General features: G+C 50.9%; 21 protein-coding genes. 2 read left to right on the top strand and 19 right to left on the bottom strand.

Features of this window, described 5'->3' with window-relative positions:
• Positions 1–30: 30 nt before the first annotated feature.
• The 15 genes from P2H89_RS04830 to coaE form a co-directional block, all read right to left on the bottom strand.
• Positions 31–651: a TetR/AcrR family transcriptional regulator gene (locus P2H89_RS04830; protein WP_275825408.1), complete on the bottom strand. Its 621-nt coding sequence runs from the start codon at positions 649–651 to the stop codon at positions 31–33.
• Positions 652–716: 65 nt separating this feature from the next.
• Positions 717–1,316 carry a TetR/AcrR family transcriptional regulator gene (locus P2H89_RS04835; RefSeq protein ID WP_275825409.1) on the bottom strand — a complete coding sequence of 200 codons (600 nt, stop codon included), beginning with the start codon at positions 1,314–1,316 and terminating at the stop codon, positions 717–719.
• A 379-nt stretch (positions 1,317–1,695) separates the two neighbouring features.
• The gene (locus tag P2H89_RS04840; protein WP_275825410.1) at positions 1,696–2,820 is read right to left on the bottom strand and encodes a hypothetical protein; all 1,125 of its coding nucleotides are present in this window, start codon (positions 2,818–2,820) and stop codon (positions 1,696–1,698) included.
• 197 nt (positions 2,821–3,017) lie between these two features.
• Positions 3,018–3,665 carry a hypothetical protein gene (locus tag P2H89_RS04845; protein WP_275825411.1) on the bottom strand — a complete coding sequence of 216 codons (648 nt, stop codon included), beginning with the start codon at positions 3,663–3,665 and terminating at the stop codon, positions 3,018–3,020.
• A gap of 13 nt (positions 3,666–3,678) precedes the next feature.
• A complete protein-coding gene (locus P2H89_RS04850) occupies positions 3,679–5,367 on the bottom strand; it encodes a hypothetical protein (protein WP_275825412.1) in 1,689 nt (562 codons plus the stop codon).
• 376 nt (positions 5,368–5,743) lie between these two features.
• Positions 5,744–5,896 carry a hypothetical protein gene (locus tag P2H89_RS04855; RefSeq protein WP_275825413.1) on the bottom strand — a complete coding sequence of 51 codons (153 nt, stop codon included), beginning with the start codon at positions 5,894–5,896 and terminating at the stop codon, positions 5,744–5,746.
• Between the two features lie 10 nt (positions 5,897–5,906).
• Entirely contained in the window at positions 5,907–7,247 is a 1,341-nt protein-coding gene (locus tag P2H89_RS04860; protein ID WP_275825414.1) for an anaerobic C4-dicarboxylate transporter, read from the bottom strand.
• Complete coding sequence (aspA, locus tag P2H89_RS04865) at positions 7,244–8,653, bottom strand: aspartate ammonia-lyase (RefSeq protein WP_275825415.1); 1,410 nt, start codon at positions 8,651–8,653, stop codon at positions 7,244–7,246. The genes P2H89_RS04860 and aspA overlap by 4 nt, the downstream gene beginning before the upstream one ends.
• A gap of 333 nt (positions 8,654–8,986) precedes the next feature.
• Positions 8,987–10,033 (bottom strand): methylated-DNA--[protein]-cysteine S-methyltransferase, encoded by a 1,047-nt coding sequence (locus P2H89_RS04870; RefSeq protein ID WP_275825416.1) that lies wholly within the window; start codon positions 10,031–10,033, stop codon positions 8,987–8,989.
• Positions 10,034–10,196: 163 nt separating this feature from the next.
• Complete coding sequence (locus P2H89_RS04875; protein WP_275825417.1) at positions 10,197–10,556, bottom strand: cupin domain-containing protein; 360 nt, start codon at positions 10,554–10,556, stop codon at positions 10,197–10,199.
• 163 nt (positions 10,557–10,719) lie between these two features.
• Positions 10,720–11,613, bottom strand: coding sequence for a maleylpyruvate isomerase N-terminal domain-containing protein (locus P2H89_RS04880; protein WP_275825418.1), 894 nt, complete (start codon positions 11,611–11,613; stop codon positions 10,720–10,722).
• A gap of 78 nt (positions 11,614–11,691) precedes the next feature.
• Positions 11,692–13,443, bottom strand: coding sequence for a M14 family metallopeptidase (locus P2H89_RS04885; RefSeq protein ID WP_275825419.1), 1,752 nt, complete (start codon positions 13,441–13,443; stop codon positions 11,692–11,694).
• A gap of 35 nt (positions 13,444–13,478) precedes the next feature.
• Positions 13,479–15,116: a M14 family metallopeptidase gene (locus P2H89_RS04890; protein WP_275825420.1), complete on the bottom strand. Its 1,638-nt coding sequence runs from the start codon at positions 15,114–15,116 to the stop codon at positions 13,479–13,481.
• Positions 15,117–15,588: 472 nt separating this feature from the next.
• Entirely contained in the window at positions 15,589–16,926 is a 1,338-nt protein-coding gene (locus P2H89_RS04895) for a Gfo/Idh/MocA family oxidoreductase (protein WP_275825421.1), read from the bottom strand.
• Positions 16,927–17,216: 290 nt separating this feature from the next.
• A complete protein-coding gene (gene coaE / locus P2H89_RS04900) occupies positions 17,217–17,828 on the bottom strand; it encodes a dephospho-CoA kinase (RefSeq protein WP_275825422.1) in 612 nt (203 codons plus the stop codon).
• A gap of 90 nt (positions 17,829–17,918) precedes the next feature.
• Between coaE and P2H89_RS04905 the strand changes: the two genes are divergently transcribed.
• Positions 17,919–18,728, top strand: coding sequence for a hypothetical protein (locus tag P2H89_RS04905; protein ID WP_275825423.1), 810 nt, complete (start codon positions 17,919–17,921; stop codon positions 18,726–18,728).
• 60 nt (positions 18,729–18,788) lie between these two features.
• Here P2H89_RS04905 and P2H89_RS04910 read toward each other — a convergent pair whose 3' ends face one another.
• The 4 genes from P2H89_RS04910 to nusB all read right to left on the bottom strand — a co-directional run bounded on the left by P2H89_RS04910 (position 18,789) and on the right by nusB (position 21,502).
• On the bottom strand, positions 18,789–19,451 hold the full coding sequence (locus P2H89_RS04910; protein ID WP_275825424.1) for a hypothetical protein: 663 nt from the start codon (positions 19,449–19,451) through the stop codon (positions 18,789–18,791).
• Positions 19,452–19,630: 179 nt separating this feature from the next.
• Positions 19,631–19,969, bottom strand: coding sequence for a preprotein translocase subunit YajC (gene yajC / locus P2H89_RS04915; RefSeq protein ID WP_275825425.1), 339 nt, complete (start codon positions 19,967–19,969; stop codon positions 19,631–19,633).
• A 108-nt stretch (positions 19,970–20,077) separates the two neighbouring features.
• Positions 20,078–20,539, bottom strand: a complete 462-nt coding sequence (locus P2H89_RS04920) for a DUF1573 domain-containing protein (RefSeq protein ID WP_275825426.1) — start codon at positions 20,537–20,539, stop codon at positions 20,078–20,080.
• Positions 20,540–20,566: 27 nt separating this feature from the next.
• Complete coding sequence (gene nusB / locus P2H89_RS04925) at positions 20,567–21,502, bottom strand: transcription antitermination factor NusB (RefSeq protein ID WP_275825427.1); 936 nt, start codon at positions 21,500–21,502, stop codon at positions 20,567–20,569.
• Between the two features lie 417 nt (positions 21,503–21,919).
• Here nusB and P2H89_RS04930 point away from each other — a divergent pair, with 417 nt between their 5' ends.
• The gene (locus P2H89_RS04930; RefSeq protein WP_275825428.1) at positions 21,920–22,201 is read left to right on the top strand and encodes a co-chaperone GroES; all 282 of its coding nucleotides are present in this window, start codon (positions 21,920–21,922) and stop codon (positions 22,199–22,201) included.
• Positions 22,202–22,245 lie beyond the last annotated feature (44 nt).

Genomic DNA, 22,245 nt, shown 5'->3' on the forward strand with positions numbered 1-22,245 from the left:
GGTGTTTGCTGTTTTTGATTCGGCAAGCGCTTAGGGCTGTACTTCCCGCACGGTAAATTCCTTCAGGTACTTATCGATCAGCCTTACCCCTTTCGAGGTGGAGAGCCCGTACAGGTAATGAAGGATCAGTTGTTCATTGATGGTTGCCTGCGGCCACAATTGCTGCTGGTTGATCTCCTTTTTCGTGTTGATGCCGGTGATCGAAACCTGGAAGCTGGCAATCAGTTCGGGAATGATCTGTGTCCGGTACAACTGCTCCTCCTGGCCGCGTTTGATATTGTTCAGCAGCAGCTGGTATAAGGTTCCTTTTTTGAAGTTGTTGTACCGCTCAAAGGCTGCATGGTGGTACTTCTGCAGGTCGTGCAGGAGTGTTTCATTCATAATCCCCACCGTTTGCTTTACGGAATGCCAGATGAGGAAAATCTCATGGATGGCATTGGACGCTTTTTGAATGATGGCGGTACAGTCTTTTTCCAGTTGTGTAAGCGGATCTCCGTACACCATCTCTACCAGTTCGTTCTTATCGGTAAACCAGGTGTAGAGGGTCTTTTTCGATATGCCCATGCTGCCGGCGATCTCATCCATCGTAATGCTCCGCACGCTGAACTTGCTGAACAAAACGGAGGCTTTATGTGCGATCTCTTCTCTCATGTTAACATAACTATTTAATCTTCGTGTTTAACAATTTTGTCAAAGTGTGGGTATAAAAAATACCGTTATTTAAACAGCATTTTTAAAATGATCTCCTTCCTGGCCAGCAACATTTGCTTGTATTGCCTGTCGGAATACTGGAACAGTTTCTTGAACAGGGGCTGTATCACCACCGGGTGCGACAGCAGGGAGATGAGGCTGATGAGAAACTGAACGGGTTCCATTTTCTCGATGGTGCCCTTCTTGATCTCGGCTTCGATATCGCGCAGGAAGTTCTTGAGCCTTTCCGTTTTCTTGAGATCGGTGATGATCTCGTTCTGCTTTTCCACATCCTCATTGATACGCGTTACCATGTAGGTGTCGAGGTAAGGGTAGGTGAAGGCCTGTTCCATGAATATGTCGATAAAGTGCTCGATCTTCTTTCTGAAAGAGGTTTCGGTACTCATCGCCATTTCGAGCCGCATGTCCATCGTAGCGCGCGCTTCCCTAAGGATCTGGTCGAACAGGAGATCGCGTGACCGGAAATAGTAATTCACCAGGGTTCTGTTGACCCCGGCGGCGTCGGCTATTTCCTGCGTGGTCGCGTTAAACCTTCCTTCGGTGAAGAAAAGCTTGCGGGCGGCGTCCTTGATCTGCTGTTCGGTTTGACTGTCTTTTACTGCCATTGACAATAAAGTTTGACAAAATTGTCAAACAAAGGTATTCAACAACACGGTATTTCCAAACGGGAGAGTTGTTAAAATGGCTTTAACGCCCTGGAGAAGGGTGCTAAGTTATTCTTTTACAGTGAATTTGGGAAGTGGGAAATCTTATCCACACTGGGGTGGTGGAAACTCCGCCCGGGACAAACGTTTCCGGTGTTCCGGGCGGAGCAGGTTTTCTCGCATGGGTTCGGGTGCCGGCGGGCGCTTTTATCGGGACCTGCAGGAGCGGGAGGCATGGGCAGTGGTAAGTGGCGACGAGTGCTGCCAGTCCGTCTCACTGACCGGTTTCAGCCCCGCTTAGGCTTTAGCAGCAGCCTGAGCCAGGCGCTGTCGAGGCAACCTACATCGCCGCTACTTCAGCCTCCAGGCGCTGGTAGGCGTTGGTGGTGGCGGGTGCGGGTGGTGCTACCATCGCACCAGGAGCGGCGGGTGCTACCGGGGCGGGTTGGGCGGCCTGGGCAGCCTGGGCATTCCTTACCGCCTCTACTTTCCGTTGGGCTTTGGTACCCTCGGAATTCTCGTTCGTTTTAAAGCCAAGATAGGCCCCTGCACTGATGCCCAGCATGGCCAGTTGCCAGGATTCAAACTCTATGAAAGGAAACTTTTGCAGACCCACATTCGTGAGGAAGGAACTGATATAGGCGATCCCGAATATCAGGTTGAAAATGACGGTTTGAAACCGGTGGATGCTGATGCCACCTTCATCCGACAGGAGGTCGATAAAGAGCCCCTGGGTGTCGGTAAGGTCCTGATGGCGGATAGGCGCCTGGCCTTTGTCCTTTTGCAATTGGGTATTATCGATCATTTTGCCAAACATGGATACAGCCAATCCTCCTCCCAGGAGGATCACACTGCTGGGAGGGAGTGCCACCAGGTAACCGGTGTATATGTAAAAGGTTAGATAGCAGGATAATATGATCACCGTCCACCAGAACAATTGCACCCGTGCAAAACTGTAGGGCCTGTCTTTTGCGGGGCGCAGTGCGCTCGTTTCGGGATAGTAGCTGGCGTCCTTGCAAAGGGCTGTTTGACTGAGTAACCAAAGGCCTGTACCAGCTATCAATACGAAGCTGATGAGGAGGGGAAAGGCTATGCTCTTCCTTTTGAGGTCGGCATAGATCCTTTCCGGGTGGTCGAAGTCTTCTTTCCAACTTTTGATATATCCTGCTTTATTGGCTTCTGCCACAGCATTGGCGATGCTGTCTTTCTTTTTCTGATCGTTTCCGGTGCTGTCGGCCGCAGGGGCTGCAGGTTTCGCATCCTTAGCGGGTGGGGCCGCTTTGGCAGCATCTTCCCCCGCACCTTTTTTGGGCTCGGCGGGAGCCTCCTTTTTCTCTTTCGCGGGATCAGCCTTGTCAGCGGTTTTGGTGGGTTTGTTGGCCGTGGTGTCTATATTGTTGGGACCCTGGCCCCATGAAACCGTTGTGGCCAATATAAGCAGTATTACTATGGCAAAGCGATACATAACCTGGTGTTTTTTTAATGAAGAATAGAACAGTCGTTCACTAAAAGTAGTGCAGGCTGTATTCGTCACCTACCGTGTTTTAACCCATGTCGGTTACCGTCAAAACAGCTGTTTTAACGGTTTTTGCGGACCGTTTAAACCCGGTGCCTAGTTGTGGCACAGCTAATAAGAAAAGGGGACTGGTAAAACGGCAAGGGTCAAAACCCAATTCCTATTGAGATGATTAAAATATTATCCTTTGTAAAAGGATTGAAGAAATATCCACTTGAGGTCAGCCTATAAAAAGAATATTCAGCAAACAATCCACGCTGCACATCAAAGCCGGTTTGATACAACAAGGTTTTTTGATAAGAAATACCCGTCCGAAGAGATCTGACAGGGCTAAAGGCCAGTTCGCCCCAGGTGTAAAAAAAACGGCTCTCCTTTCCGCTAAAATCTATTACATATTCCGATTCGGCATAGTAGTCAAATTTCTCGTACTTTAAACTCAATTCAAGACCGGGAGCAACACCGTTTATATTACCCAACAGTCCTCCCAACATGGGCGTTGCCGTAATTTCAAATTGGCCAGTCTTTTCGAAATTCCACCCTGTAAAAACAGACACCGTGTGCAGGTCTTCGTAATTATACCTTGTTTCAAGATGTAATTTTTTGTGATCCGTATAGCCGATCAGCGTGAATGAATTCTTCTCATTGGGCAGGATATTATAATAAAATGATGCGGCACCGGTCCATTTCGCTCCGGGAGCAACTGTCTGCTGTTGTTGTGCTGAAAGCAGGCAACAAAAAATGAAAAGCGGGAGTAAAGTCAGTGTTAGTTGACGTATAGCTGTCTCCTGAAACACAATGGGTTGACTATTAGTTGTACATTTCATGATAATGCCGGGCAACGGATAGTTCGGGCCGGTCGCTGTTGGCAGTGGCCATCTTTAACAACTGTACATAGAGCTCGGCGGCCCTGGCTTTTTCTTTCCCTTGCGAAGCAGCCTGCGCTGCGCCATACAGGGAATTGAACCGGTTGGGATTCTTTTTCATGCTTTTATCGTAGGCTACCAGCGCTTCTTTGGGACGCCCGATGCTTAACAGCAGATCTCCGAGTTGCTCACGGGCGGGCAATACTTCGGCCGGCGTGACAGGATGTTTTTCGGTATTGTCTTCCATGGCTGCTGCCAGCTCCATATAGGAAACGGCCGTATCTATCGCCCCCTGACCGGCATACCACCAGCTCCGGGCTATGTTGATCTGTACAGCGACCTGGTTGGCCTTATAGCTGTCTTTTTGCGCGATAAGGGTATCGTGCAGTTGTTGCATGATCCCGATTTCAAGTGCTGCATTGGCCTGGTTGCCCGTATGCGCGGCTCCCAGCGCTCTGGCAAAATGAATGATCGATCGTTGCCAGGGGTAGGCCGTCCAATCAAAATTGGCTGACGGCGTTTGCAGGGTAGCGGCTTTCTTCCAATCCTTATTTTCGAGCGCCATCCGGGCAGGAATGGCAGCAAAGGCATAGGCTACCTTGAAGTTGGCCGGGTGCACTTCGCGTATTGCCGACAGATAGTTCAGTTGTTTCCTGGAATTTAGATTGTCGCCCTGTTGCAGGTATCCATACATCATGTAATCCAGGGCATGCAGCTCTTCATCCCAATGCCCCTTGATGCCCGCCTGCTCTGCATAACATTGTGCCGATGATGCGGCCTCCTGATTTGACTGTATACATTCATTCCACATTCCCAGTCGCGTAAATATATGGGAGGGCATATGAAGGGCATGAGCCGAAGAGGGGGCCAGTGCAGCATACCGGCGGGCGGCTTCCAGGGCATTTTGCGCGAGGCCAGGTGCATCATACGAATGGATGAGGTAATGCACCACGCCGGGATGATCGGGATAACTTGCATAAAGCGTATTCAATAGTTCGCCTGCCACTAATTGTTTTTGATAGGTCTTGTCGGCCGGATCGGCTGCTGCATCCAACGCCAGTGCATAGAAAACCTTAGCTTCTCTGTCATCAGGATAAGCTGCTTGCAGGTCACGCATCGCCGCTTCAAAGCGAAGACAACGCGTGCGATGGGAATCTTTTTCGTAACCGGCATAAAAGGCATCTATTGCTTCGAGGTACTTTGCTTCGCGGGGTGTTGGCGATGGCAGTTTTTTAGCGATGGCTATGGCAGTGGCACCTTTCTTCAATTCTTCGGGCAATGGTGGCGTCCAGAGCGGATGAAAATTGCTCATCGCTATTCCCCAATAGGCCATATAACAGGATGGCTCTGATTGAATGATCCCTGCAAAAACCTTTTCCGCCTCATCGTATTCGAAGGAGTGCAATAGTTTGAGGCCAAGTGCGAATGGGGCGACATTGGCATCACTCACGGTGGCATTGAATGTGAGGGTGCCAAATTTGGATTGCAGCGGGCCACACACAATGAGTTTCCCCTCTTTGAGTTGCAGGGCGGCTATCTGCTCTGGTGCAGGCGCCTTGCCATTGTTTCGGCAAGTGCAAAGCAGTAAACAAGCTATCGCCCCGGTTAGTCGGGAAATGTTGGAGGTGGACATGAGGAAGATATTTAAGGTGATGCAGGGTGCGCGACCGATTGATGCCTGAAATATTTGTAAGGTTTGTGGACATTATACGCCCTTTCATTTTTAGAGAAAATGACCATATTTCAAAGTTGTGCTATTAATACGGGACCGGTACGGGAGCGGTACGGAGCGGGTACGGGAGCGCTACGGGCCGGGTGCCTGCGGGCGGAAAACTGGTTGCACAACAAGTTAGGAATATTTTACTACTGACCTTCCTGATTTTTACTCCTGACTGGAAGCAAAATTACAACAGAATAAAACCGATTCCAGCATTAGTGAGCCTTATGTCAGGTTATGTCATGTAAAGTCATGACATTTCTTTGTTTTATCTGCAGTAACGGGGCGGTTTTTATTCCTCATCCATCGATGGCTGCAGGTTGACGCGGCTGGTTTTGCGGGAAGGACGAACGTAGTAGAAAAATAGGCGGGCTGCCGGCAAGGTGGTTGCCAGCCATTGCAACAGCGGTATCAGCAGAAGGATTAAACATCTATACGTTTGCATGCAGGATCGGTTAAAGCAGTATGCTGCTCAGCAGAAAGGCCATCGCCACGGTTACCAGTACGGCGGTGAGCCCCGGTATGATGAAACTGTGGTTGATGACGAATTTGCCGATGCGGGTAGTGCCGGTACGGTCGAAGTCCATCGCCGCCACCAGGGTTGGGTAGCCGGGCAACAGGAAATCGCCATTCACGGCCGGGAACATCGCCAGCAGGTGCGGATTGGAGATGCCCAACGCTACGCCCATGGGCATCATGGTGCGGGTGGTGGCTGCCTGACTGAAAGTAAGTGCCCCCATGAGGAATAATGCGAAGGCAAAGGTCCACGGTGCATCCTGGGTGATCTCTCCAAAGGCTCGTTTGATGAGTGGTTCATTGGCATCCATAAAGGTGGCGCTCATCCATACCACGCCCAATACCGATACTACTGCCGTAGCCATCGAAGTAAATAAGCTGGCTTTGGTGACCTCCGAAGGGGCAGTCCTGGTGAGTAACATCATGAGTGCTGCGGCAGACAGCGTAATGATGATGATGAGGCTGGTGAGGTTGAGCGAGCCATCGGCATTGACGCTGAAGTTGGGCTTGCCGGCGCCCACATTGGGCACCAGTTGTGGGAATGATCCAAAGAATATGATCAGCAGGATAGCTGCTGCAAATATGCCCACGGCCAGTTTGGCGCCGGGTTTTATTTCGGTATTGCCTGAACTGCTTTTGTCGATACTGGCGGCGAAGGCCGGATCTTTCATCTTCTCCAGGAATTCAGGATCCTCGGTCAGCTCTTTTCCTTTCCTGCGCACCACCAGTATGCCTGCCAGTATACCCATCAGGCAGGAGGGGATACATACTTTCATGATATCGACCGATGCGGTGGAGGTGGCCAGTACCGTTGCCATGGTGGCGGTGGCTGCACTCATGGGGCTACCGGTGAGCGACAGGTGCGAGGCGATGACCGATATGGTGAGTGGCCGCTCGGGTCGTATGCGCTTTTTGGCCGATACCTCGGCGATGATGGGCAGCAGGGAATACACGAGGTGTGAGGTGCCAGCAAACAGGCAAAGGAAATAAGTGGTGAAGGGCGCTATGAATACGATGCGCGATGGATTGCTGCGGATGATCTTTTCGGCGATGCTGACCAGGTAATCGAGGCCGCCCGCTGCCTGCAGCGTGGCGGCCGTAGTAACGATGGCCAGGATGATCAGCAACACGGCAATGGGAGGTTCGGCCGGTGGCAAATGGAACACGAGTACGAAGATCAGCAGTCCGACCATTCCCATTACGCCCAGTCCGATCCCCTTCATCCTGGAGCCAATGAGTATCATAGCCAGCAGGATGATCAACTGGATAAGGGTGATCATTGGGTGATGAATTTGGGATTGATGAGGTTGTCGATGGAATAGATCTCATCCCATTTGGCCTGGGTGATCAGTTTCTTTTCTTTCACGGCGATATCATGTACCGATTTGCCGGTCTTCAACGCTTCTTTGGCAATGGCGGCCGACTCTTCATAACCGATGATCGGATTGAGTTGCGTCACTATGCCGATGCTTTGCATGACCTGTTGCTTGGTGAATTCTGCATTGGCGGTGATGCCCACCACACATTTTTCGCGCAGGGTATTGCAGGCCTTGGTGATGTATTCGAGTGAGGTGAAGAGCGAGAAGCCGATCACGGGTTCCATTACATTCAGTTGTAATTGTCCCGCTTCGGCGGCCATGGTTACGGTGAGGTCGGCTCCGATCACGTAAAAGCAGGTTTGGTTCACGACTTCCGGTATCACGGGGTTCACCTTGCCGGGCATGATGGAGGAGCCCGGTTGCATGGGCGGCAGGTTGATCTCGCCCAGGCCGCAACGCGGTCCGCTGCTTAAGAGTCGAAGGTCATTACAGATCTTGCTGAGCTTGATGGCGCTGCGCTTAAGCGTACCGCTTAGCTGCACAAAGGCCCCGGTGTCGTAAGTGGCTTCGATGAGGTCGGCCGCCAATATAACCGGTATGCCGCTGATGGCTGCCAGGTGCTTTACGCAAAGCTCCGCATATCCTGCGGGTGCATTGACGCCGGTACCGATGGCCGTGGCGCCCATATTCACTTCGGTGATCAGTTTCTCGGCCTCGCGGAGGCGCAATACATCTTCTCCGATGGTGGTGGCAAAGGCATTGAACTCCTGGCCCATTGTCATGGGCACCGCATCCTGCAATTGGGTGCGGCCCATCTTGAGTACGGTAGATAATTCTTTTCCTTTATTGTAAAACGCTTTCTGCAATTGTTCGAGCGCGTCGGCAAATGCATCGATCTTCAGGTAGAGGGCAATGCGGAAGGCGCTGGGGTAGGCATCATTGGTGCTTTGCGAGAGGTTTACATCGTTGTTGGGATGGAGATAGTCGTATTCGCCTTTTTTGTGTCCGAGGTGTTCCAGGCCGACGTTGGCGATGACCTCATTCGCATTCATGTTGGTAGAGGTGCCGGCGCCTCCCTGTATAAGATCACTGATGAACTGGTCAACAAACTCGCCCTTGATCAGCCGGTCGCAGGCGTACACGATGGCGTCGGCTTTTTTAGGGTCCAGCACGCCCAGTTCCTTGTTGGCGATGGCGGCTGCTTTTTTTACATAGCCGAATGCCTTGATGAAGAGTGGCTCATTGCTGATGGGGATGCCGGTGATGTCGAAATTCTCTTTGGCCCGGAGGGTTTGTACGCCGTAATAACAATCATTGGACAACTGCTTTTCTCCCAGGAAATCATGCTCTGTGCGATAAGTAGGCATAGCCATTTATTTGTAAGGTGGATAAATACTGTATTGGCTGCCAGTTGAGACTGATGCAGCAGTAAATATTTAATGCCGGTGGGTTGCAGGGGAGTGGCGAGGACAGTAACAAGGCGGGTAAGCGCAACACATTATTGTACTAGTGTGCGAAGCCGATGAACCAAATATAAATAAAAGGGGATGCTTTCCAATAAAAATAGGTGGATCCTGTATAAAACCGGGCAGATAAGTTTGAACAGATTAAAGGCTTGTTAAGAGCTGGTGTAGTAAATGAAAAGGTCCGGCAAAACCGGACCCTCTATGATTTCGCACAATCGTATTTATTTTCTGGTATTATGCATGTTTACTTTCATGATCCAGCAGCCATTGCTTGCGCCAGATGCCGCCGCCATAACCGGTAAGGTTACCGTCTGACCCGATCACCCGGTGACAGGGTATCAATATCGAAATGCGGTTGAGGCCATTGGCATTGGCCACTGCTCTGATGGCAGAAGGTTGTTGCAGGTGCACGGCCTGCTGTTTGTACGAACGGGTAGTGCCAAAGTTTATGGTGATCAGTTCTTTCCAAACTGACTGCTGAAAGGGTGTGCCTGGTGCATCGAGCGGTACCGTGAATGCTTTACGTTGCCCTTCAAAGTATTCCTGCAATTCCTGATTGAGTTGATCGAAATGGCGGTGTTGTCCCGGCAGCAGGGGAGAGCGCAAGAGCTTTTGCAATTGCTTCAATTCGGTCTCCAGCATCTTGCGATCGGTGAACTCGAGCAGGCAGATGCCTTTATCGGTGGTGCCCGCCATCATAGGGCCCAGCGGCGTGGTAATGCGGGTAATGGTGATCACCTGTCCCGACTTACTGTCAACAGGCGCAAAGCCGGTGCTTTTCTTGAAAGAATAATTAAAGCCACTTAGGGAGTCATAGCCGTTATCGAAGGCGGCGCTGGTCACTTTTTCACCGTAACGGATCATGCCAAAGGCGTGGTTGATGCGTTGCATGCGCTGGAAGGCCTGGAAGGTAAGGTTGTGGTGCTTCTTGAACCAGCGGCGTACCTGTGCCGGTTCAATACCCATTTGGCGCAGCTCGTAATCCCGGATCTTTTTATCGGGTTGCTCCTGTAAGGAGGTAAGCAATTGTTTGATGTAGGCAGGCGCTTCATCCTGCTGCTCGAGGGGCGAGCATACCTTGCAGGGACGGTAGCCATGTTGGATGGCTTCTTTGCTGGTGCCGTAAAACTCTACGTTCTCATATTTGGGTTTGCGTGCCGTACAGGTAGGACGGCAAAAGATACCCGTTGTCTTTACGGCGGCGAAGAATACGCCTTCAAACTGGCTGTCCTTTCTTACCAGGGCGTCGTACATCAGGTCCGGTGTAAGCGATAAATGCATACTTCAAATCTTTGTGCCACAAATGTAGGAAGCGAAGCAGGTGTCTGCCAACCGAAAAATGAACAAGCATTTTTGAGGCGAGCCCGCCTGCGTGCCTGCTGGCAGACTGGCGGGCGGCGGTCAAGGCCTTGAGCTAGCTTTTACAGGCAAGCGTCGCGTTTTCCTAAATGCTCTTCAGCTCTTTCTTAGTGAACTCATTGTCCACATTGCCGGTATTGAGGGTGCCAGCCGGTTCAAACAGCAGTACCTCCACTTCTTCCGGTGCATTGGGCCGGTGCTCCACGCCCCGGGGTACGATGATGAACTCGCCTTCATTGAGCGTAACATTCCGGTCGCGGAACTCCATGATGAAACTGCCCTTTACGACCAGGAACAGTTCATCTTCGTGTTCGTGGTGGTGCCAGGTAAATGGCCCCTGGAACTTGACGAGTTTTACGTGCTGACCGTTCAATTCGCCCGCGATCTTCGGACTCCAGTGTTCGGAGAAGGTCGAGAATTTCTCTGCAAGGTTGACTTTATTCATAGCTGGGTTTTATGGTAAAACAGTCCGGTGGCGGTTTTGTTGCTGTTGCCGGTAGCCGTTTTCCGGTTGTTGGGACGGAGGCTGCCGACGAATAGCATATAGCCGGAAGGCTGGCTGTCATGAGCTTAAACAAATGCTCAACGACCTCAAGTACTGTGGCGGGCTAGGCCATTACCGAGATCATGTCCAGTACCACATCGCCCAATGCCTGCTCGCCTTCCATCTGCACATAGGGTAACACCTCCTGGCGCCGCCAGCTTTTGGAAAACAGTTTCCAGGCCACTGTGCCTTCGATCGTGGTGTGGGCAACCGGTGGGTTGGAGGGCTGCGTTGTCAATTTCCACGAAGCTGCAGCCCCGACAGGTTGATCCTGCACCTTTGCCTGCTTCAAGGTAACTGAAAATCCCGACGTTGCCTGCTTCTCCACAAACCAATCGCCGCCACCTTCGCCACTAATGCTTACCTGAATGACGGTGCCGGCGGCAGCTTCGGTGTTCTTGTACACGACCGGCAGGGCACGCATAAAGGTATCCAGCACCGGATGGTATAAATCGGCTGTCATGATGCCGGGTTTGTTAACGGCATCTCGTATCTGTTGCTGGTGGTGCCATTTTTCCGTGTACTCCCGGGCGATATGAAACCAGTTGGCCGACACAGACTCGCCGGCCCAGCCAACAGAAAAGACAGCGGTGGCTGCAGGATCGAGCGTGGTGTAATAATGTGTAGCCTGGGGGCAATAGGTTGCCAACAGGTCGGTAAGTATTTGCGGGCTTAGTCGCCGGCTGGCGCTTACCCAGTCTGCATTGAGCCGGTTGAGGTAATCGATGAGATCCTGGTTGTTGTGGATAGCGCCGGGCGGATCACCCGCATGCCCATCCCGGGCGGATGACAGTGTACGGAGATGTGTGTCGAGTATATGGGCAGCCACATCTTTCACCGTCCACAACCGCGCAACAGTAGGCAGGTTCCATTCGTCTGGCGTGAGCGAGCGAAGCAGTTCGATCAGCTTTTGATCGAGCACTGGAAACAAATGGATCGTTTTGATAGGAGGGTTCATGCAGCAAATATAAAAGAGGCGGGCTTCACCCGGCAGGACATTTTTCCCGGATGAAGCCCGCTTATCATAAGGAAGTAATTATTTCGTTTTGCTCACCAATCCACCCTTGCGGCTGTCGACCGAGATGGTGTATTTGCCGTTGGCCTGTACGATCCAGCGCACGGTAACCGTGCTTTGTCCGGGTATATTGGCTACCTCGATGGTGGCCGGGTTGGTCTTCTGTTCAATGGTGATACCGAGGTCGCGGTTCTCCACCACCATACCAGCGATGACCTTCGCACCCGTAAGGCTGATATAATCCGGTCGTTCGATCTTAAACTTCAGGTCCTGGCTCGCATGGGTGGGTATGATACGTTCGTTCGCGATCACGGCAGTGATCTCTTTCAGCCCATCGCCCAGGTCTTTTTCTGTTATAGAATCGATCGATAGTTTAGGGGTTTGATAACAATGGAATATGCTGAACGACATATTGCGGTGTGCATCGCTCTCCATCAGAAAGCCGGGGTGCATACGGCCGAAGTTCTTCTTAAATCCACCGATCTCTATTTTGCCATATTGCGGATGGTCGTATTCGTGCCATTGCACAAAACCATCTCTGAAGAGCAGGTTGCGGTCGAACTTGTAGGAAGGGTCTTCCTGGGAGTCATCGTCGTCATCGCCGCCCTTGTTGAACATGAGGTAGGGCGTCCAAAGTTCATTGGAGAAGGTATACACGCCACGGCCACCATAAAACCAATCGAGCTCGCCGCCGTACGCTGAGTAAAGATCCTTGTATACTACCAGGTAACGATAGCCGGGCAACAGCTCTTCGCCTTTTTTGCCGAGTACATCATAAATGCGCACATCGTTGGCGTTGTAGGTGCCTACATCTTCCTGGCCACCGGGGCCGCGCAGGATCATGCCGCCCGAGTTGTGGTAAGATTGTGCCGCAGCGATATTGGGATGCTTCATTACAAATTCCATCACGGCGCGGTTCTCGGGCAGTGAGAAGGGGTATTTGTAAGCACCGCCCTGTATATAGTTCGGCTGCCAGCCCCATCCCCAATCGCGGTTGGGGTCGTACTCGAACGTGTAACCATCTTCGTTGACGAGTCCATCACCATCGTTGTCGATGCCTTCTACGCCGAGTATTTCATAGTCGCCTTTTTCTTCGGGACCTACCTGCACCATCTTGCGCGGGTCTTTGGTATCCTGTTTCCACCGGCCGTTGGGGTTCTTGCGGCGCATCATAACAATGTTGCCATCTTTGTCGAGGTCGTCATAGCCATCTTCATCTACGGCGCCATCGCGGTCATTGTCTACAGGGATCAATCCTGAGCGGGGCGAATTGGCGTTGTTGGCTTCATGGAAGAAATTATCGCGGGCATCGGGATTGATGGTGGGGACGATGTAAAAGGTTTTGTCGGCCAGCAGGTCCTGGATGTATTTGGTGTCGCCAAATGATTCCGTGAGGTACCAGGCGGTGTAGAGGGCAAACTCGCTGCCCTGCACTTCGTTGGAGTGGATATTACCATCGATGTACATGGCGGGCTTACGGGTTACGTCGCCCCCTTTTTTGTAATCACTGATGGTGAGGCACCACAGGTCGCGACCCTGGAAGGATTTGCCGATGGATTCCAGCTTGCAGAGGTCCGGATAGGCCGCTGCTATTTTCTTACAAATATCGGTTATGCCTGCATGATCATTGTAACGGTTCCAGCTCATGGATACTTTGGGGCGTACCGGACTGCCGGCGCCTTTGAATACCTGGTTGGGTTGCTGGGCCTGCAGCGAAAGGCCGGCGATGGCCAGGCTGCAGCTCAATATTACTCGGGATATATTGCGTTTCATTTTGTTCAGTTTTGTGTAGCGATCCGAAGAATGCTCTAAAGGTTGATATCGGTTTTAACGGTGCCGGTGGTGGGGCTGCCAGCTTCGATCGTGATCTTGCCGCTGCCTTTTACCAGCCAGGTAAGTGGTTGGGAGCTGAGGCCGTCGAGGGTATTCAGCAATTGTGTCTTACGCCCGCTGATCACCGATTGATTGCCGCCGGTGTTTACTTTCACCTGTATGCGTTTGATCCAGTAGCTTCTTTCGCCCAGTTTGGTATGGGAAGCCAGGAGTCCTTTGTTCGCTACATCGAGGCTGATGCGGGTGAGCCCATTGCCGAGCTTTTCCGTTTTTACATTCAGGATATCGAGTTCGGGTTGATAACCTGCCAGCTGCACGACGAAGCTGGTATGCTTCTTCACGATCTCGGGTACGAGTTTATAAGGCGGGTTGATCAATACATAAGGGTCGATGCCTCCTACTTCTGCCGTTCTGCCTTCGAAGTCGGGATGTTGAATGGCTTTCCAGGGTGTAAAGGTATTGGTGATACCTTGCTGGGCGGCCCAGCGCAGATAATTGGCCACGGGATCATCTACCGTCAGTGCTTTTTCTTTCTTCGCCGTATCGGCCTTTGCTTTTGGTACAAACCAGCCGGGTGTGCTGAAGCTGTAACGGGCATAGTGGTAATAACCCCAGGAAAGGAAATCTCCGCCGGCGGCATTCGCTTTAGGCGCTTCCTTCATACCGGTTACTTTATTGTATAGTTCAGATACCAGTGCATTGGCTTTGGCATCGGCTTCGATGTATCCCGCAACAATGCGTTGGTTGGCCGCTGCAGCATTGTAGGCAATGGGGGTAGAGAGATTGTTATTGCTGCTGAAGCTCACCACTGCGTAAATGTTGAACAGGTCGAATAGCTGATCGGTGATGGCCCTGGTTTCTTTTTCCGATACGGCGTATTCACCGGCGCCTTGTGTAAAGGAGGGGTGCTTATACGTGAAGTTCTTATTGAACCAAACTCCACCCGGACCATCTTCGTTGAATTGGTTGTCCTTATCGTTATCGATGCCTTCTGCAATGAGCAGGTATTTTCCTTTTTCTCCTTTCGCTACATCGGCTTTGATCAGCACGCGCGGATCGTCGGGATGCAGTTTGTATTCTCCCAACGGCGATTCAACGCGCACCCAGGTGATCTTGCCATTGCCGTCGAGATCGTCGAAGGAGTCTTCGTCGGTTTTACCATCGCGGTCATCGTCGGTGGTGGTGGCATTGCCCTGGCGTTCGAATTTAAGGGCAGCAAAATACTGCTCTGTGGCGTCGGGGCTCATGTTGGGGAATACATAGAACGTGGTTTTGGCGAGCAGTGCTTTGATGCTGTCGGTAGTGCTGCCTTTCAGCAGGTCTTCCGCAAAGCCGATCGCCAGTTCGGTGCCCAGCAAGTGGTTGCCTTCTACTCCGCCCACGATGGCAATGGCTGGTTTGGCGCCAGTGTTGCCGCTGCCGATGGTGAGCATCCATACCTCTTTATTACCTTGGGTATGCGCAATGGATTTTACAGAAGCCAGTTGCGGATACTGTTTGGTGAGTGCCTGGATACGGCTGGTTTGTTGTTGGTAGGGGGCGTAATCCTGTTGTGCCTGCAGCGCATTACCGCATACCAGGGCCAGCAGGATCGCTGTCAACTGTTTTCTCATGTAAGCCAGATTTTTTTAGGCGCTAAATATAAAGAAAAGCGGTTACCGCCCGCGGGATATGGTAAGAAGGTGAGGAATATGTGAAGAATGGTGCCGGCGGTGCGGGTTGTTGCCGCGCCATGTACCCTTGGGTTGCTGCACAAGTTACGGCGACGAGATTCCACGGGCCGCTGCACAACAAGAAGCCCCCGCCTTCTGGTAGCGGGGGCATTCATAACCCTTAACGCATGAAAAAAAGCCTCATCATAATGAGTTGGCGATGTGTGGTATCAGAGATACATTGCTTGCTGACAATGCGATTGTACGCTTATAGAAACGTGGCGTTGGCGCAGATATTTATGCAATCGGTTGGAGTGCCGGATAGAAAGGATGATCCGTCGTATAAACCTGTTTAAGGAAAATCCTGGTGGGGGAATAATGAAAAAGGGCGTCCTTGATAGACGCCCTGATTACATATGATTTGACCTGTTGTTTAGGTCCTTACTGCTTTTGGTTGCAGGGTGGTGAGGTTTCCGATGTTAACGGGTTTACCGGTGTCGATACTGTTGCGGGCAGCAATGCCGATCAGGATCGACATAGCGCCATCGCGGCTACCGGCTGCCTGGTGATAAGGATCGTCGCCGGGCGTGAATACCTGTTTGCGTAAGCGCGTATCGCCGCCACCGTGGCCCGCTTCGTTGTTGGGGATGCGGATCACTTCACGCTTGCCGAAGTTGGCTGTCACTTCAATTTCATCGTACGGCTCAACTTCCCAGGGCTGGCTCTCTTTGATCCAGGCATCGATGCGGCCTTTGGTGCCATTGAAGGCGATGCGGTATCCTTCGTAGGGGGAATACGCAGTGAGTGAATAGCTCACCTGCACTTTGTTGGCATACTTTATCTGCACCGCCATCTTATCGAAGATGTCGATGTCTTCTTTCCATACACAGCCGTCACGCAAATACCCATCGTATTGTTCATTGTCGGCGTACAGTTCCATGAGGCTTTTGTTCTTGGTCATATCCCAGTAGAACTTGCACTCATTCTTATGGGGGCAGGGCCTACAGTTGGTGTGCCGGAAGGCGTTGTTCTTTCCATAATGCTCGAGGGCGCCGAAGGCAAATACCTGTTCGGGCTCCGAATTGATCCACCAGTTGAGCAGGTCGAAATGGTGGGTGGCTTTGTGCACCAGGAGCGAGCCGCCATTCTTGCGCAGGCGGTGCCAGCGACGGAAATAATCGGCTCCATGCGAGGTGTTGAGGTACCAGTGGAAATCGACCGAGGTGATCTTGCCAATGGTGTCGTTGCGCAACAACTCGTATATCTTCTGACGGTGGGGTGAGTAGCGGTAGTTAAAGGTGACGGTCACTTTTTTGCCGGTCTTTTTCTCAGCGTCGAGGATGGCCTGGCATTTCTGCTCGTCGATGGTCATGGGTTTTTCGGTGATGATATTGGCGCCGTACTCCATGCCTTTGATGATGAATTCGTGGTGGGTACCATCTACGGTCATCACCATCAGGGTATCGGGTTTGGTTTCCTTCATCATCTTATCGAAGTCGGTAAACGTAGGGCAGGAGAGGTTCATCGCTTTGCGGGCGGTCTCTACCCGGCCGGGATTGATGTCGCAGAGGCCTACGAATTCTACCTGGTCTTTGAACTCACTGATCACGGGTTTGCCCCACATGCCGATGCCGCGTACGCCGGTACCTACCATGGCTATACGTTTTTTGGCAAATGGGGTAGTTGCGGTATCACTGGCGAGTACAGAATCGGCGATCAGCGATCCGGCGATCAGGCTGCCGGATTGTTGCAGGAAGTTTCTTCGGTGCATAGCAATCTATTATTTGAATTTAAGATAGCGAATGCACCGCAAAGCGGAAAATACTTTTACGAAATTGGATAATTTAACTGAATAATAGGTTGATTTAGACTTGTTTGGGAGCAGGATGGTGCAGGATGGTGGAGTGCGTATGGGGGCGATGGATGGAGTCGGGAGGTGTTGGCGGGAACTCACTAGCCGGTACATGGATGCGGTCTGCTGCTTGTTGGACAGGAACTGGCTTGCTGAAGAAAGGGATGCTGCCACCGGGCAGGGGCACCGTGGGTAAAACAGTTGGGAGATCATCGGGCCGCTGCAACGGCTGCTCCGGCCAATGCCAGCAATTGTTCGTGTAGCTGCATCACCTGGGGTATCACGGCATTTTGCTCATCATTGACGATTACAAAATCGCACAACATCATTTTTATCTTTTGCTGGATCTGCTTGTTCATGCGGGTGATCACTTCTTCGCGTGTGATCTTATCGCGCTGCATGGTACGATGGATGCGCAATGCATCGGGGGCCGATACGCCGATGACGTAGTCGAGCTGCGACTGGGTGCCGCTCTCAAATATGATGGCTGCTTCTTTGATGGCATAGGGAGCGGTTTGACGATCCATCCAGCGTTCGCCATCGCGGATGGTGGCAGGATGTACGAGCGAGTTGATGAGCTTCAGTTTTTCCGGATCGTTGAATACGATGGCGCCCATCTTTTTCCGGTTGAGTATCCCATGGTCGTACATATCCGCACCGAAATGCGCTATGATCTGTTCGCGCAGTTCGGGATCGTTGTTCATGATGCTCCTCGCTGCATCATCGGCATAATATAAGGGTACACCAAGTACTTCAAATACTTTTGCCACCGTGCTTTTGCCGGATCCGATACCACCCGTTAATCCAATTCGCAGACTCATAACGCAGCAAATGTATTATATCCGGTTAAGTTTTGATACTATTGATTATTGCTTATTTTGTTGCCCGATCAACCTCTAACTCCAACAACTATGTTACGACAAGTCTTAGGGCTGTTACTGGCAGGCGCATTACTGCAGGCCTGCAGCAATGCTGAAATAACCGTTACACCCGTCTCTGCCGGAAAATGGAAAGGCGAATGGGAGCGTGCCGGGCGAATGAATAGTGCTACTTTGACAATCGACTCGTTAGCTGTGGATAGCATACAATTCTCGATAATGGCATTCAGTGGCGGTAATAACGGCGAGATTGAAGGGAAGGCTGCGATCAGGGGCAATAGGGCTGTCTTCGAATTAGCAGAGGCTAGCGATACTTGTCGCCTTATCTTCGAAATGCAGGGCGATAGTCTGATCTCGATCGACCAGCAGGCAGGTCAGTGTGGTGCCGGCGCCGGTGTGAGCTTTGGCGGAAAGTATACGAAAGCCGGTGCTTATGTGGCCGACCTGCATGAAGGGGCGCCTGAAGAAGGACTCGAAAACGATGACCTCATTGCACTGGGCATCTTACGCAATCCTGCGGAGGATTCGGTATTCAGGGCACTGGTAAAGAAGGATTATGACCTCTTCGTGAGGACGACCCAGTTGGTGTCGGAAGATGAGGACCTGGACAGTCTTGGCGCCCGGGTGTCGTCATCGGGTGTGCGTGGGTTGTACACACAAATGGAGAATATCATCATGGTCGATTCTGCCCGTCATTTCTGGGCGGCGGTGATCGAGGATGGAAATGTGTATTACTATACCAACCGACCGCTCGCCGACGATAAGCTACCTGCTACGATCGATAAATGGCGCTCGCGATTTAAAGAGTATCCGATCAGCAAGCGGTATGAAGAGATTGAATAATAATAAAAAAGCCGGATGATGATCAGACGGCACCCTATATCGCTTTTGACGATGTGGCCGCTAATATTCGATTTTCACCGTCGTGGTTTTGCCAGAATCTAACATGATCTCTTTTTCTAAAAGCACCTTCGATGGATAATATACGTGACTATAAAGCCTTAAATAGGCTTTGTTGCTTTCGGAATACGAAAAGCTGTCGATAAAGATCTCTGCGGCGAATGGTGGCTTAAAGCTCTTTTCAACGCCCAGGTTCCCAAAGGTTTGTCCAGTACGGGTTATGTAGTCCAGGCGAACATCTATCGTATCTTTTGTCCCGTTGCCTTTTTCCGGAAATGTGTTTAGTGTGAGGTCGATTTTTACGTAACTGGCGACGTCAAGCATTAATGTGTCGTAGCGGTGCTCATAAACATACCAGTTTCTACCGTATACACCCGTCTGCACCATCCGGGGCTTCGATACGAGGGGCCAGTAAAAGCGGTCGGTTCCCCAATCCGGCACATCGATCGAGTATTCCCCGTTCTGATCGGTGGTGGCTGTATAGATGAGGCTTTCGGACAATGGTCCCTGTCCACGTCTAACGAAGTGAAGCTGTATTTTTGCTGCTGCAACTGGCATTCGGTCATACTGCCGGAGCACTACGCCTTTAAAAGTTTTGGACTGTTTGTCCTTCCCACAGGCACATAGTATACAGAGTGACGTTAAAATATAACCTAATGTCTTCATGGTAGGGGTTTGATAACCCAAAATACGACAAGGAGTAAGAAATGAAAAGGAATGTCTCACCTTTAAATAAAGGTCCTGAGCATTTTTCAATCGACTAAAAGACGCCACCACTACCCGAAATGAGAAAGAGGCTGCATCATTGATGCAGCCTCTTTCTTACTAAAATATTCCTTTAACGCTTATTTGGCAGTTGTAGCTGCTGCGTTGGCCTTGTTCAGGTTGTTGGACCACTCGATAGAGATAGCACTCTTCTCGATCTTGATGTAGCTGCCGGGGCTTGTTTCCAGGTCGATAGTACCGTCTTCATTTACCTTGTTCACTTTACCGTGGATACCAGCGATGGTAACCACCTTATCGCCTTTTTGCAGGTTTTCCTGGAATGTCTTGGCTAATTTGGCTTTTTTAGCTTGAGGGCGGATCATGAATAACCAGAAAATGAGGATCATACCACCCAACAGTACCAGTTGCATTGTACCGCCGCCGGCGCCTGCCTGTAAGAAAACAACTAAAGATGTCATTTTGTATGTCTGTTTTAAAAATGTTTTGTATCAGGTTCGCGGCCGCAAGATACGGGAATCATAATAATTTAACTTACCGTATCTGTTTCAGCCTTGTTAATTAAGCAATTACTCCGCTTTTTTGGCCTTCACCTCTACCGTAAACTGCAGCTTGTGTTCGCCGCTTCCTTCGGTATTCGCAATCACGAAGATGCTTTTTGAATTGGGGCCAGGTTTGCCGGCACTGTTGAAAGAGGCCTTGATGATGCCTTCTGCCCCGGGCGCTACGGGTTGCTCGGGTTTTTCTGCCACGGTACAACCACAGCTTACGTTTACATTCTTGATGACGAGGGGTTTGGTACCGGTATTCTTAAAGCGGTAAGAGATATCTACCACCTGGCCTTCCGTGATCGTGCCCACATCCTTTACAGAGTCGATCCATTGCAGGGTCGTTACGTCGGCTGGTGCCGCCGCTTCTGTGGAGGTCGCTGTTACGGTAGTGGCCGGAGTTACTTTTTGTTCTGTGGCTGCGCTTTCACAGGCTGCTGCCAGTACGCCAATCGCCAATGTCAGATACAGGAATGATTTCATGCGAATGATAAATTTATAGGTATGCTTTTAGTTGGAGGAGGATGGTTTGAATGCCACTTTATGCATCTTCTCGTCCTTCACCAGGTCTTTATGAATATTATCGAGTATACCGTTTACAAACTGTCCACTCTGCGGTGTGCTGTATTCTTTGGCGAGGTCGATGTACTCGTTGATGGTTACCTTGGGGGGAATGGTCTCGAAGTACAGGAATTCGCACACGCCCATGCGCATGAGGATCATGTCGAGTACGGCAATACGCTCGGGATCCCAGTTCTTGAGTTTGGGTTTGATGTGCTCCATGGTAACTTCCTTCTTATTAAGGACGGTTTCCAGTAGTCCCTTGCCAAACAACCATTTTTCTTTGCTGATCAACTCCTGGAAGTTGAAGGAGGAAGGCTTGTTCAGGAAGTTTTGCACCAGCAAACGGAGCATGTCGGCATCATCGTCCCAATTGGTGAAGTTTTCTTCCACGAAGCTGGTAAAGCTTTCGTTGGGCAGCAGCAGTTCATTAAAGATGAACTCCAGCATGGCCTTTTCCTCTTTCTTATCGCGGCCGGCTACGGCAATGTATTGCTGGTATTTGTCGGTTTCTACCAGTTGGTGATAGAGTTTGCGCAAGAGGTCGGTATTCTCCAGCAGTTCGGGACGAGTTTCTTTCACTGCTTTCTGATAGGAGGGGTATTCGAGGATCTTCCACAGCAGTTCGTTGCCAGCCAGTTTGATGTTGACGTTGAGGTCTTCGTAAGAGGGCAGGTGCTTGCCGGCACGGTTACGGGCGTCAATTTCGGCATAACGGGCCACTTCGGTGAGATAGTGGATCAGATAAACAAACAGCTGGTGGGTTTGGTCAAAATGTTTCTGGAGGAGCTTGAACGGATCGTTCGGTTTTTCGTTGGTTTCCTGACTTTCTACGGAATAGAGGGCCTGCATTACCTTCACACGGATGTTTCTTCTGCTGATCATGCTAAGAGCTTATTTTGAACCGGCAAAACTAACGCTTTCCGGCGGAATAAGGAATTTGGATTGCCGATTTCGGACTGGCAGCCTGTTAAATCAGCAGTCGGTTTACGGGCAAACCGCCGCCCAGGCGGGGTAAAACCGGTTTAATGGACGGTTCAGCATCAACCGGTTAAAAAGCTGGTGGAACATCGTTTGGCCGGCGGGCTGCTAAATTGGCATTAGTGGTGTGTGAAATATGTCACCGGGTACGCAAAGCCCTGTCAGCCTTTCCTCCACAAGCTGAAAAAATGACCTGTAAATCCGGTTTGGTATAGATTATGTTTACCTTTGCGGACCTTTGGACGGGGGCACGCTCCGGCCATGAGGGAGCCTAAATCTCAATTATAAACTTTTTCACCAAAATCAAAAAACTGATAAACTATGGCTAAGAAGCTTAATGTTACCCCCTTGCACGACCGGGTAATTGTGAAACCCGCTAAAGCGGAAGAGAAAACTGCCGGTGGTATCATCATTCCTGACACTGCCAAAGAAAAGCCCCAGCGTGGTACCGTGGTTGCAGCTGGTCCTGGTAAGAAAGATGAGCCTGTAACAGTAAAAGTAGGTGATACCGTTCTCTATGGTAAATATTCCGGAACTGAGATCCAGATCGAAGGCGATGACCTCCTGATCATGAGAGAGAGCGACATCTTAGCAATCGTTTAATTCATTCCCGATTAATTTCCACCATTCATTAATTCTCAAATTGA

Source organism: Paraflavitalea sp. CAU 1676 (genome assembly GCF_029223285.1).
GTDB lineage: Bacteria > Bacteroidota > Bacteroidia > Chitinophagales > Chitinophagaceae > Paraflavitalea.

Bases quoted from the DNA above. Each gene is read 5' to 3' on its own strand.
- P2H89_RS04840 (WP_275825410.1), bottom strand. From the start codon at position 2,820: ATGTATCGCTTTGCCATAGTAATACTGCTTATATTGGCCACAACGGTT.
- P2H89_RS04830 (WP_275825408.1), bottom strand. From the start codon at position 651: ATGAGAGAAGAGATCGCACATAAAGCCTCCGTTTTGTTCAGCAAGTTC.
- P2H89_RS04890 (WP_275825420.1), bottom strand. From the start codon at position 15,116: ATGAGAAAACAGTTGACAGCGATCCTGCTGGCCCTGGTATGCGGTAAT.
- P2H89_RS04930 (WP_275825428.1), top strand. From the start codon at position 21,920: ATGGCTAAGAAGCTTAATGTTACCCCCTTGCACGACCGGGTAATTGTG.
- P2H89_RS04880 (WP_275825418.1), bottom strand. From the start codon at position 11,613: ATGAACCCTCCTATCAAAACGATCCATTTGTTTCCAGTGCTCGATCAA.
- P2H89_RS04855 (WP_275825413.1), bottom strand. From the start codon at position 5,896: ATGCAAACGTATAGATGTTTAATCCTTCTGCTGATACCGCTGTTGCAA.
- P2H89_RS04910 (WP_275825424.1), bottom strand. From the start codon at position 19,451: ATGAAGACATTAGGTTATATTTTAACGTCACTCTGTATACTATGTGCC.
- P2H89_RS04920 (WP_275825426.1), bottom strand. From the start codon at position 20,539: ATGAAATCATTCCTGTATCTGACATTGGCGATTGGCGTACTGGCAGCA.
- P2H89_RS04895 (WP_275825421.1), bottom strand. From the start codon at position 16,926: ATGCACCGAAGAAACTTCCTGCAACAATCCGGCAGCCTGATCGCCGGA.
- nusB (WP_275825427.1), bottom strand. From the start codon at position 21,502: ATGATCAGCAGAAGAAACATCCGTGTGAAGGTAATGCAGGCCCTCTAT.
- P2H89_RS04835 (WP_275825409.1), bottom strand. From the start codon at position 1,316: ATGGCAGTAAAAGACAGTCAAACCGAACAGCAGATCAAGGACGCCGCC.
- P2H89_RS04875 (WP_275825417.1), bottom strand. From the start codon at position 10,556: ATGAATAAAGTCAACCTTGCAGAGAAATTCTCGACCTTCTCCGAACAC.
- P2H89_RS04885 (WP_275825419.1), bottom strand. From the start codon at position 13,443: ATGAAACGCAATATATCCCGAGTAATATTGAGCTGCAGCCTGGCCATC.
- aspA (WP_275825415.1), bottom strand. From the start codon at position 8,653: ATGCCTACTTATCGCACAGAGCATGATTTCCTGGGAGAAAAGCAGTTG.
- coaE (WP_275825422.1), bottom strand. From the start codon at position 17,828: ATGAGTCTGCGAATTGGATTAACGGGTGGTATCGGATCCGGCAAAAGC.
- P2H89_RS04860 (WP_275825414.1), bottom strand. From the start codon at position 7,247: ATGATCACCCTTATCCAGTTGATCATCCTGCTGGCTATGATACTCATT.
- P2H89_RS04870 (WP_275825416.1), bottom strand. From the start codon at position 10,033: ATGCATTTATCGCTTACACCGGACCTGATGTACGACGCCCTGGTAAGA.
- P2H89_RS04905 (WP_275825423.1), top strand. From the start codon at position 17,919: ATGTTACGACAAGTCTTAGGGCTGTTACTGGCAGGCGCATTACTGCAG.
- P2H89_RS04850 (WP_275825412.1), bottom strand. From the start codon at position 5,367: ATGTCCACCTCCAACATTTCCCGACTAACCGGGGCGATAGCTTGTTTA.
- yajC (WP_275825425.1), bottom strand. From the start codon at position 19,969: ATGACATCTTTAGTTGTTTTCTTACAGGCAGGCGCCGGCGGCGGTACA.